Below are 11,193 nucleotides of genomic sequence, written 5' to 3'. Positions count from 1 at the left end.
GCACGGACCTCTCGGACTACCGGGACTCCTGCCCGCACGGTTCCTGACCCCGTCCTGACCGAGGGGGCGGGCGGGCCGCCCGGCGCGGCCCGCCCGCCCCGTCCCGTGTCCGGACGGACCCCGGTTATCCGACGGCGTCGGCCTTGAGGTCCCCGAGGAAGGAGCCCCACTCGACGGGGGTGAAGCTCAGATGGCCGAGTTCCCGGTTCTGCGTGTCACGCATGAGGACGGCGTCCGACGTCTCCTTGACCTCGACGCATCGAACATCGGTCGCGCTGTAGGAGGATTTGTGCCATTCGTTCACAGTACGTCCCTCAGTGCCTTGATCTTGTGCAACGAATCATTCGGGGAAAGTGCCCATACCTGTAGCCTGTTGTACGCGGACTCCAGCTTCCGCACGTATCTGGCCTCACTCGTCATGTGTCCGCCGATACAGTGTTCGGTACACACAATGGGACTTTGGTCCTCAATGTATACCAGCCAGAAGGCCCCCACGGTCCACGCGAAGTCGCTGATCCCCTCCGGAAGCACCTGGAGGGTGAGTCCCTCCGCCTGCGACTCCTGGACCAGCCTCTCCAGTTGGTCACGCATCGTCTCGGCGCCGCCCACCAGACGGGTGAGGACGAACTCCGGTATGACGACGCTCAGCCGGAGATCCTCGTTCTCCCGCAGCAGCCGGCGCCACGCCTGCCGCATTTCGACGGTCTTCTCCAGGCCGTCCCTGTCGATGTTCGGAACGGAGTGGGACGTGATGATCCGCGCGTAGCTCTCGGTCTGGAGGAAACCGGGGAGGACAAAGGGGTGGAAGAACCTTATCTCAGTCGCTTCCTTCTCGTACTCGTCCGGCTGTTCGTACCAGGACCCGCTTTCCGAGCGCTCGACGTCCCTCCACATCCTGAGCAGCGCGCCCCTTGTACCGAGTTCCCGGTCCAGGGCCTCGACAATTCCGACATTGGGCACCCGTACCGCGCGTTCGATCTTGCTGTGGTACGTGGCCGAGTACGTCGTCAGCCGGGCGAGGCGGTCGAGGGACAGGTTCGCCTGGGTGCGGAGACGACGGACGTGCTTGCCAAACTCGACCCATGAGGGCTTCAGTCGGTCCACCATGTACCGACCCTGTCAAGAATTCGGTACTGACATGTATGGAACTGCCCAGGGCGTGATCTCTTTGTATCCTCCCTTCCCTCACGTCCTCGCAGGTGCGAACCTCTCAGCATGACCAGTACACGCACCGACGCGGGAGGGGCCGACCCCGACGCGGGCCGACGCCGGTGGACACGCGTACCGGACGCCCCGCCCGAGGGGCTCCGCGGCGCGGCGACGTACGGCGCGGCGGCCGTCCACCGGGACGAGGCGCTCAAGAAGCTGTACGCCGCCCTCCGACGGGCCGACGTCCCCGGCACGAGGCTCGACCTCTACGGCGAACCGGCGGTGTACACCCGGGGCACGCGCACCCGGGTCCTCGGCCGGTACTTCCTCACCCAGCGCGTCCTCGACGACGGCTCCGTCCTGGAGACCGGCTCGGTGTCCGTGCGGTGCACCGACGCCGCGGTGGACCTCGTCCGCGACCTGGCCTCGCCCCGCCACGCCGCCTGAACCGCGCACGGCGGCGGCCCGGGAGGGTTCCCGGGCCGCCGTGTCCGTGCGGGCCTCCGCCGCGCTTCGGACCGGGGTACGCGCCCCCCGGGGGGCGGGCGCGTCAGTCGTGGAAGTCGAGCTCCTCGGGCGAGAGCCGCTCGAAGTCCGGCTCCTCGATGGCCCCGCCGTCCCGGTCGGTGACCCGGGCCTCCTGGACCATCTCGATCTCGTCGCCCTCCGAGTACTGGACCACGTACACGCCCTGGTGCCCGCCGTGGTCGTCACCGGACGAGCTGAACGGCACCAGTCCGGGACCGCTCCACTCCTGCGACTCCAGCGCGTCGACGAGCGACTGGCGGGTGAGGTCCTCCCCGGCCGACTTCAGGACCTGCGCGAACATCACCGCCTGGGTCATCCCGAACAGATGCGTGTTGGTCAGCGGACCACCGTCCCCGTACTCCTCGTGCACCTCCATGAAGAACTGCGACCACTCGTCCTCGGTGTCCTCCACCCTGGGCAGGTAGCTGGTGATGAGCAGCCCGTCCAGGAAGGCGTCCGCGGGGACCTCCTCGGCGTCGCCGCCCTCGGTGAACTGGGAGAGCAGCCCCTGGAGGGTCGCGGTGTCACCGCCGATGCTGGACACCACCCACTGCGGTTCGTAGCCGATGCTCGCCGCCTCCAGCAGCGCCAGCGCGACGAACGCCGGGATGCACGAGCACACGACCACCTCGGCGCCGGAGCGCTCCAGCTCGGCGATCTGCGGACCGAGGTCGGTCACCTCCGACTCGTAGTGCTCCCGCGCCACGACCTCCTCGCTGAGGTACTGGTCGAGTCCGGCCTGGGCGTCGACGCCGATGTCGTCGTTCTGGTACAGGTAGCCCACGCTCTGGCCCGTGAAGTTCTCGGCGATGTACTCGCCCTGGACCTTCGCCTCCTTGGTGTAGTCCGTCTGCCACCCGTAGGTGAGCGGGTGCTCCTGCGGGTCGTTCCAGGCCAGGGCGCCGGAGGACGGGAACACGTCGGGGACGCCCTCGTCGTTCAGGTAGTCCAGGACGCCGGTGTGCGTCGGGGTCCCCAGACCGCCGACCATCGCGAAGATCTCGTCCTCGATCACCAGCTCCCGGGTCACGTCGATCGTCTGGGAGGGGTCGTAGGCGTCGTCCTCGGGCCGGTAGTCGATCTGCCGCCCGTTCACCCCTCCCTGGTCGTTGACGTAGTCGAACACCGCGGCGGCCCCCTGTGAGACCGCCGCGTAGCCGGGTGCGGCGGGTCCGGTCAGCGGCTGGTGGCTGCCGATGACGACGGCGTCGTCCGTCACCCCCGGGGCGACCTCCAGGTCGACGGCGTCGCCCTCGGTCACCTCACCGGCCCCGGTACACGCGGTGGCCAGCAGTGCCAGGGCCAGGGCCGCCGCGGTGGCGGCCGTCGTTCCTCTGCGGATGCGCATGGTGTTCTCCTTCATCGGGGGGTGGGTGCGGAAGCGGAGGGTCCGCGCCGCGGGAGGAGTCGCTGGACCAGCCCCTGGATCCCGAGGGGCCAGAAGCGCAGAACGAGGATGAGGACGACGCCGAAGAACACCACCGGGAGGTTGTTCTCGACGTCGCGCCCGAGGTCGAGGGCGCCGGCCAGGTCCGACGCCCACACCTCGAAGTAGACGAGGGCGAGGGCCGCCCAGAGGGCGCCCCACATGCTGCCGATCCCGCCCAGGACCAGGGCCGCGAGCAGGCTCAGGGACAGCGCGAGCGTGAAGCTGCCGGGGGTGACGGTGCCCAGTACGTAGGCCTGGAGGCCCCCCGCCAGCCCGCCCGCGGTGGAGGCGATGACGAACGCGGCCGCCTTGGTCGAGCCGACCGGGACGCCCGCCATGGCCGCGGCGGTCTCGTCGTCGCGGACGGCCCGCATCCGCCGGCCCAGGCGCCCGGAGGAGATCGTGGCCAGCACGGTGAGGGCCAGCAGCACGGTCGTCCACACGACCAGGGCCCTCCAGTCGCTGGTGCTGACGATCCCCTGGAGGAAGGGGGGCACCCCCGCGGTACGGATGTTGAGTCCGTTGCTGCCGCCGAGGAGCTCGTGGTAGCGGTGGGCCAGCCCCGGCAGCCCCACGGCGAGGATGAGCGTGGCGCCCGCCAGGTAGGGGCCGTGCAGCCGTGCCGTGGCGGTGCCGACCGCGACCCCGGCCACGGCCGACGCGGCCACGATGATCGCCAGGTTGGCGGCCAGCGGCAGCATGGGCTGGTGCAGGACCAGCAGTGCCATGCCGTAGGCGCCGATCATCAGGAACGCGCCGTGGCCGAGCGAGATCTGGCCGCTGGCGCCGACCAGGAGCTGGAGCCCCGAGAGGGCCAGCAGGGTGTACCCGACGGCGGCGAACCGCAGTGCGGCCAGGTCGCCGGTGGCGAGGACCAGACCGCACACCGCGGTGAGCGCGAGTACGGCCATGAGCAGGTGCCGCAGGGGGGCGGGCAGGGCGCGCCAGCGGTCGGCGGGGGTGGTCGGTACGGTCCGGGGCGGAGCGGGGGCGCGCTCGGCGCGCTCGCGGGTGGGTGAGGTCACGGCGGCTACACCTTTCGCGCGGTCGGGCGGGACAGGATTCCGTCGGGGCGCACGCTCAGGACGAGGACCACGACGGCGAGGGCGGCGAGCGTGGCCACCTCGGGCCCCGCGTAGCCGGACACGTAGGACATGGCCAGGCCCATGAGCATCCCGCCCAGGACCGCGCCGAAGGGGCTGTCGAGCCCGCCCACCACGGCGGCGGTGATGCCGAACACGAACACGGCGTCGAAGGCGTTCGGGGAGATGAAGGGCGGCCCGGCGAGCATCCCGGCGAGGGCCCCGATGAAGGCGGCCACACCCCAGCCGACGGTCAGCATGAACCCGACCCGCACTCCGCTGAGCCGGGCGGCCTCGGGGTGGAAGGCGGCCGCGCGCATGCGCAGTCCGAGCGGTGTGAACCGGTACAGGGCGAACAGGAGTCCGGCCACGGCGGCGACCGAGGCCAGTGCGAAGGCGTCGGCCGGGGAGAAGCGCCCCACGTAACTGAACGCGTAGCCCAGCGCGTGCTGCTCGTTGCCCCACACCATCCCGACCGCGCCCTGGACGACCAGGAGGAGCCCGAGGGTGACGATGACCGCGTTGAGTTCCGAGATCCGCGCGATGGGCCGGATGATCACCCGCTCCACCAGCGCCCCGGCCACCAGTCCGGCGGACAGCGCCGCGGCGAACCCGAGCCAGTAGGAACCGGTGAGCTGCGTGACGGTGTAGGCGGTGTACACCGAGATCAGGGCGAGTGCCGGCTGGGCGAAGTTCACCAGGCGCGTGGCCTGGTAGATGATGACGAGGGAGAGCGCGAGCGCCGCGTAGGCGGCCCCGGACGCCAGCCCGTTGAGGGTCAGGTTGACGAAGTGGGTCATGGGGTCTCCTCAGAAACCGAGGTAGGCGTGGCGCGTGCGGTCGTCGGCGAGCAGGTCCGCGGAGGCCCCCTCGGCGGCCACCCGGCCCTGGTTCAGCACGAAGCCGTGGTCGGTCACCGACAGCGCCCCGGCGGCGTTCTGTTCGACGAGCACGACGGTGAGCCCGGTGTCGTCGCGCAGGTCGCGCAGGAGGGTGAGGATCCTCTGGGTGACCAGGGGCGCCAGACCGAGGGAGGGCTCGTCCAGGAGCAGGACGCGTGGTCGGGCCATGAGGGCGCGGCCGATGGCGAGCATCTGGCGCTCACCCCCGGACAGGGTGCCCGCGGGCTGGTGACGGCGCTCGACCAGCGGCGGGAAGAGGTCCATGACCTCGTCCATCGCCGCCGCGTCACGCCGGGAGGAGCGCCAGAGCGCCCCCAGGCGGAGGTTCTCCTCGACGGTGAGCTCGACGATCACGCCACCGCCCTCGGGCACGTGGGCCAGACCCCGGGTGATGACGCGTTCGGCGGGCAGCCGGGTGAGGTCCTCCCCGTCCAGCAGGACCCGGCCCGAGGTGGCCGGGTGGAGGCCGGTGAGCGTGCGCAGGAGGGTGGTCTTGCCCGCGCCGTTGGCACCGAGGACGGCGCACATGCCGCGGGCGGGGACCGCGAGCGAGACGTCGTCGAGGGCCCGGACCGCGCCGTGGTGGGCGTGGAGGCCGTCCACGCGCAGGAGGGGTTCGGTACTCATCGGGCCGCTCCGTCGTCGGTGGGGGTGGCGTTCCGGTCGGTGCCGGAGGCGTCTGCGGAGGCGCCGAGGTAGGCGCGTGTGACAGCGGGGTCGGCGCGGACCTCGTCGGGGGTGCCGGTGGAGATGACCCGGCCGAAGTCGAGCACGACGATGTGGTCGCACACGTCCATGACCAGGTCCATGTGGTGCTCGACGAGCACGACCGCCATGTGCTGGCGGAAGGAGCGGATCTGCTCGGCCAGCGTGTCCATCTGCCGTCCGGACAGTCCGCTGGCGGGTTCGTCCAGGAGGAGGAGTTCGGGGTCGCCGGCACAGGCGCGGGCCAGGGCGACCTGCTTCTGGATGCCGTAGGGCAGGGTTCCGGGGAGGCGGTGGGCGTGCTCGGCCACGCCGAAGCGGTCGAGGGTGGCCAGGGCGCGGGTCCGGAGCTCGCGCTCGTCCCGGTGGTGCCGCCCGAGGCCGGTGACCATCGACAGCGGGCCGCCGCGCGCGAGGCGGTCGGCGCCCGCGACGACGTTGTCCAGGACCGTCATGTTCGAGAAGAGGTTGAGCCCCTGGAAGGTGCGGGAGATGCCGGACCGGGCCAGGCCGTGGGGGCCGCGTCCGGGCGGGGGCCCGCCCTTCCAGGAGAGTGTCCCGGCGCTCGGGCGCAGGACGCCGGAGAGGACGTTGAACAGGGTCGTCTTCCCGGCCCCGTTGGGCCCGATCAGCCCGACGACGGCCCCGGGCGCGACCCGGAGTCCGACGCCGTCGAGGGCGGTCAGGCCCCCGAAGCGCACGGTCACCCCGTCCGCGCTCAGGAGCTGGTCGCCTGCGGTCGTTGTCATGGGTGCCTCTCTCGCGGTTTCCGTACGGCGGTCCATACCGACTAGTTGGTACGGGTCGGGTGCCCGTCCACTCCGTCGTGTCCGGGCCGGTGGGGCGGGCGCCCCCGGGGGTTCGGGCCGTGCGGCGGGCTCCGGGGGTGTGGAGCCCGCCCCGCGTCAGTTGAGGAGACGGGCCAGATCCACCCGGGACCTGATGTTGAGCTTGCGGAAGATGCCGCGCAGATGGTGTTCGACCGTGCGCGGACTGATGAACATGTGCGCGGCGACCTCCCGGTTGGTCGCACCGTCGGCGACCAACCGGGCGATCTGCTGCTGCTGGGCGGTCAGGTCCCCGGTGGCGGACGTGTCGGGGTCGCGTTCGGCGGTCCCGATCGCCCGCAGTTCGGCCCGCGTCTGGCGGACCCAGAGCCGCGCGCCGAAGCGCTCGAAGGACTCCAGCGCGTCGTACAGGTGCTCGCGCGCCCGGCCGGGCAGTCGGGCCCGGCGCAGGAAGGCGCCGAACAGCAGGTGGGTGCGTGCCTGCTCGACGTCGTCGTCACCGCACTCCCGGTGCAGGGCCAGCGCGTTCTCGAAGTGGTCCGCGGCCTCGTCCCCCGTCGCCAGCAGGCCGCGACCGCGCGCAGCCAGGGCACGGGCGCTCGGACTCCCGATCCCCTCCGCCCACCGCTCGTAGCCCGCCAGTGAGGTGCGGGCCCACTCGGTCTCGCCCATCCTGGTGGCCGCCTCCACGAAGTGCGGCGCGGTGAGCAGGCGCATCGTGGGGTGCCCGTGCCCCGGGCCGGCGTGGACCAGGGCACGCAGCCGGAAGAACGCCTCCGCCGCGTTGCCGCGCGACAGCTCCAGGACGGCCAGCGCCCAGGCGGCGAGGGCGGCCGGGAGGCCGAGGCTCTTCTCTCCGGCCTGTGCGGTCACCGCGCGGGCCCGGATACGGCAGGTGTCGACGTCCCCCTGGATGGCGGCGATCATCGCCAGGCACGCGAGGTGGTGCGTCGCCCACACCGGCTGCCCGTACTCGCGCGCCGCCCTGAGGCCGCCCAGCGCGTGCCCCGCGGCGGAGGGGAAACGGCCGCTCCAGAACTCGGAGAAGACCTGGAAGCCGAGCGCCGCCGGGACGGTCGCGTACTCGCCCTGGGTGGTGCCCACGTCCACGGCCCGGGTCGTCACGGCGCGAACGAACGGCGCGTCGCCCAGTCGGAGCCCGCTGACACCCGCCCAGATGAGCTCGGAGGGCTTGTCCATGCCCTCGGACAGCCGCGCGGCCTCCCGCAGGAGCGGGGTCGAGGTCACGTAGTCGCCCCGGAAGGACACGGCGCATCCCTTGAGGAAGGCGGCCACCAGGCGCATCGACGCGGAGTCGTCGGGGCGCACCAGGGGGACGGCCAGCTCGGCGGCCCTGCCGTGGCGGACCGGGTCGCCCGCCAGGGACGCGGAGTCCGCGGAGCGCACCAGGGCGCGCAGGGCCAGGGCGCGGTCGTGCGCGATCAGGGACCGGCCGACGGCGAGCAGGCGTTCCGCGGCGTCGATGGCGTTGCCGCCCCGCATGGACAGCTGGGCCTCGACGAGGTCGATGATCGCCCGGCGGCGGTCGGACACGGCGAGCGGGCGGGCCCGGTCGAGCAGGCGCGCCGCCCGGGCGGTGCCGCCGCCCGCGTAGGCCTGGTAGGCGGCCGTGGCCAGGCGGCAGGCGCGGACGTCGGGGTCGGGGGCCAGGTCGGCGGCGCGCTCGTGGGCGTGGGAGGCGGCGCTCGGGCCCTCCAGCCGCTGGGCGCGCAGGGCGGCGGCCTCGACGGCGTCGGAGAGCCCGGCGTCGGGGGCTCCCGCGCCGGCCGCGGCGTGGCGGGAGAACTCGACCGGGGCGTACTGCGGGTCGACCGCCCCGGCGAGGGCGCTGTGGACCGCGCGCAGCCGCCCGGCGGGGGCGTCCTGGGCGACGGCCTCGCGGACGAGGGGGTCGGGGAAGACCACGGTCGCGCCCACCACCCGGACCAGCCCGAGTTCCTCGGCGGGTTCGAGGTCGTGGACGGTCAGGTCGGGGTCGCCGCCGGCGTCGGTCAGCAGGCGCACGTCGGGGTCCGTGGCCAGGGCCGCGACCAGGAGGAGGTGGCGCACGCGCTCGGGGAGTCCCCGGTAGGAGGTGAGCAGGGCGGAACGCAGCCGGGCGGGAAGGCGCAGCGGTTCGGGGAGCGGTGCCTCGCCGCGCAGCTGGGCGTCGGACAGGGAGCGGAGATGGCTGGTGGCCACCTCCGGGTTGCCGTGGGCCGCCCGGACGAGGGCGGTGCGCACTCCCGAGGCCGGGGTGACGGGGGCGCGGTCGGTGAGGATGTCGTGGAGCGCCCGCTCGGCCAGGGGTGGGAGGACGTGTTCGGCGACGCCGGGGACGAGGGTGTCGGGGGCGGGGTCGTCGTGCTCTCCGCCCGACGGCTTGCCGTGGCCGCCGCGGGCGGTGAACACCGCGGAGACGGGGAGGCCGGACAGCCGGCGGGCGACGAAGGACAGGGCCTCCAGGGAGGGGGCGTCGAGGTGGTCGGCGTCGTCGACGCAGACCAGGACCGGGTGCCCCGCGGAGGTGAGCCGGAGGAGGTCGAGGACCGCCGTGTAGAGCGCGAACCGGTCCGGGGCCGCGGGGGCGCCCTGGGTGAGGGCGTCGCGGAGGAGGTCCGCGCGGTGCCGGGTGAGCCGGTCGGCACCGGCCTCGACGGGGCGCAGGAGCCGGTGCAGCCCGGCGAGGGGGAGGTCGGTCTCGGAGGGGACACCGGCCACGTGCAGGACGGTGAGATCACCGGCGGCCGAGCGCACATGGTCGAGGAGGGCGGTCTTTCCGCGCCCCGGTCCCCCGGAGAGGAGGACGGACGCGCCGCTCCCGGACCTCGCGCCGTCGAGTACGTCCGCGAGTGTCCGCTGCTCTTCGTCCCGGCCCCGGAGGCGGGCGCCCCGGGGGTCCGTGTTCCTGCCAGCCACACGCCGACGATCGCACACGAGCACCCCGTTACGGCAGGTGCGAGCACACATACTGGTCGATCCACCGATACCCGGACGGAGTCGCACGGAACAGGTGCACGACGTCTTCGGGTGGGTGGAGGGGCGCCTTTCCGGCCGAGTCGACCAGTGTGGCACCGGACCGCTCACCTGCGCATCCTCCGCCCTTCGAGGGTGGTGCGAGTCACACGGCAGGGTGGCCGCGGCCTCACTCCCGAGCCGCCTGGCGACCACTGGCCGGTTATCAAGCCGTAATCTCCCGGCAACAGCGCCCCGCGATACCGACATTTAGTACATAACGTCCCTCGGATAGCGTTTTGTCCTCCCGGGGACACTGTCGCGGGCGCCCGGCACGGGATATCCAGTGCGAGACGCTCCCCCGGGGCGGGGGACGGGACACCAGAAGGGACCCACGTCCATGGAGAACCGCTTCCTGGCCGCGCACGGTACGCGGGAACGCTCACCGGTCGGCACCCGTGCCGACGCGCGGACGGCCCCTCCCACCTTCGGTGTCGAGGAGGAGTTCTTCGTCGTCGACCCCCGCAGCCGGCGCATCCTGTCCCGGGCCCCCGACGTCCTGTCGAACGTCCGCCACCTCCACGGACACCTGTGCGGCGAGTTCACCCGCACCCAGGTGGAGAGCAACAGCCCCGTGTGCGGCACCTCCGGGGACGCCGCGCGCTTCCTCCAGTCGGCCCGCCGCGAACTGGTCCGGGCCGCCGCGGCCGCCGGACTGGCGGTCGTCGCCTCCGGTACCCCGGTCCTGGGGGACCCGGCGGCGGCCCGGGTCAGCGACGGGAGGCGGTACGCGGACATCGCCACCCACTTCGGCGCGTTACGCGAGTCCCACGTGGTGTGCGGCTGCCACGTCCACATCGGCATCCCCGACCGCGGGACCGCCGTCGCCGTGGGCGGGCACCTACGACGGTGGCTTCCCTTCCTCGTGGCGCTGTCGGCCAACTCGCCGTTCCAGGCGGGCCGGGACACCGGGTACGCCAGCTGGCGCACCATCACCTGGAACCGGCTCCCGTCGGCCGGGCCGCCGCCGCTCTTCCGTTCCCTGGCCGAACACGAACGCGCCGTCAGCGCGCTCGCCGGGAGCGGCGCCATCCTCGACCGGCACATGGTCTACTGGGACGTCCGTCTCTCCGACCACCTGCCCACCCTGGAGATCCGCGTGGGCGACGTCGCCGCGACGGCCGACGAGGCACTGCTCTTCGCCGTGCTGACCCGGGGGCTGGCCGCCCGGGCGCTCACCGACGTCCGTGACGGGGTGCCCGCCCCGGAGGTCGACGCCCCCGCACTGCGCGCGGCCGTCTGGCGGGCCGCCCGTGACGGCCTGGAGGGCCGCGTCCCCGACCCGCTGACCGGCGAGTCCCTGCCGGGCTTCCTCGCCATGGACCGGATGCTCGGCGCGGCCCTCCCCGGGTTGGAGGCGAACGGGGACGCCGACCTCGTGGTCGGGCTGCTGGACCGGGTGCGCGCCGCCGGGTCGGGCGCCGCCCGCCAGCGCGCCTACCTGGAGCGGCGGGGCCGCATCACCGACGTCGTGGACCACCTGGCCGCCCAGGCCGGGGAGGGGCTGCCCTAGGCTGTGCTCTTCGGGTCCTCCGCCTGGCTTCGGACCGGGTCCGGGCGCCCCGACGACAGGGATTCCTCCTCCCCGGCCGCGC

10 protein-coding genes are annotated in these 11,193 nt (G+C 73.1%); 2 read left to right on the top strand and 8 right to left on the bottom strand.

The genetic code is table 11. The features are described 5' to 3' along the window. Nucleotides 1-124 precede the first annotated feature (124 nt). Together ACTVAJ_RS17940 and ACTVAJ_RS17935 are read right to left on the bottom strand one after the other, a co-directional pair. Nucleotides 125-304, bottom strand: a complete 180-nt coding sequence (locus ACTVAJ_RS17940; RefSeq protein WP_470389326.1) for a DUF397 domain-containing protein — start codon at nt 302-304, stop codon at nt 125-127. Further along, complete coding sequence (locus ACTVAJ_RS17935) at nt 301-1,107, bottom strand: helix-turn-helix domain-containing protein (RefSeq protein ID WP_470389325.1); 807 nt, start codon at nt 1,105-1,107, stop codon at nt 301-303. The genes ACTVAJ_RS17940 and ACTVAJ_RS17935 overlap by 4 nt, the downstream gene beginning before the upstream one ends. A 108-nt stretch (nt 1,108-1,215) precedes the next feature. Between ACTVAJ_RS17935 and ACTVAJ_RS17930 the strand changes: the two genes are divergently transcribed. Beyond that, nucleotides 1,216-1,596, top strand: a complete 381-nt coding sequence (locus ACTVAJ_RS17930) for a hypothetical protein (RefSeq protein WP_470389324.1) — start codon at nt 1,216-1,218, stop codon at nt 1,594-1,596. Nucleotides 1,597-1,699: 103 nt separating this feature from the next. Here ACTVAJ_RS17930 and ACTVAJ_RS17925 read toward each other — a convergent pair whose 3' ends face one another. From ACTVAJ_RS17925 to ACTVAJ_RS17900, 6 genes are all read right to left on the bottom strand, one after another. Continuing rightward, nucleotides 1,700-3,025 (bottom strand): ABC transporter substrate-binding protein, encoded by a 1,326-nt coding sequence (locus tag ACTVAJ_RS17925; RefSeq protein WP_470389323.1) that lies wholly within the window; start codon nt 3,023-3,025, stop codon nt 1,700-1,702. Nucleotides 3,026-3,036: 11 nt separating this feature from the next. Next, nucleotides 3,037-4,131 (bottom strand): branched-chain amino acid ABC transporter permease, encoded by a 1,095-nt coding sequence (locus tag ACTVAJ_RS17920; RefSeq protein ID WP_470389322.1) that lies wholly within the window; start codon nt 4,129-4,131, stop codon nt 3,037-3,039. A gap of 5 nt (nt 4,132-4,136) precedes the next feature. Beyond that, nucleotides 4,137-4,988 carry a branched-chain amino acid ABC transporter permease gene (locus ACTVAJ_RS17915; protein WP_470389321.1) on the bottom strand — a complete coding sequence of 284 codons (852 nt, stop codon included), beginning with the start codon at nt 4,986-4,988 and terminating at the stop codon, nt 4,137-4,139. Between the two features lie 9 nt (nt 4,989-4,997). Continuing rightward, entirely contained in the window at nt 4,998-5,717 is a 720-nt protein-coding gene (locus ACTVAJ_RS17910; protein ID WP_470389320.1) for an ABC transporter ATP-binding protein, read from the bottom strand. After that, nucleotides 5,714-6,544 (bottom strand): ABC transporter ATP-binding protein, encoded by an 831-nt coding sequence (locus ACTVAJ_RS17905; protein ID WP_470389319.1) that lies wholly within the window; start codon nt 6,542-6,544, stop codon nt 5,714-5,716. The genes ACTVAJ_RS17910 and ACTVAJ_RS17905 overlap by 4 nt, the downstream gene beginning before the upstream one ends. A 156-nt stretch (nt 6,545-6,700) precedes the next feature. Next, on the bottom strand, nt 6,701-9,553 hold the full coding sequence (locus tag ACTVAJ_RS17900) for a helix-turn-helix transcriptional regulator (RefSeq protein WP_470389318.1): 2,853 nt from the start codon (nt 9,551-9,553) through the stop codon (nt 6,701-6,703). Between the two features lie 385 nt (nt 9,554-9,938). On the opposite strand from ACTVAJ_RS17900, the gene ACTVAJ_RS17895 reads away from it, so the two are divergent. Continuing rightward, on the top strand, nt 9,939-11,111 hold the full coding sequence (locus tag ACTVAJ_RS17895; RefSeq protein WP_470389317.1) for a carboxylate-amine ligase: 1,173 nt from the start codon (nt 9,939-9,941) through the stop codon (nt 11,109-11,111). Nucleotides 11,112-11,193 lie beyond the last annotated feature (82 nt).

This window comes from Nocardiopsis sp. KDC1DS13DA1 (genome assembly GCF_055632325.1).
Note: the sequence above shows the minus strand (reverse complement) of the source record. Positions and strands in the feature narration are given on the sequence as shown.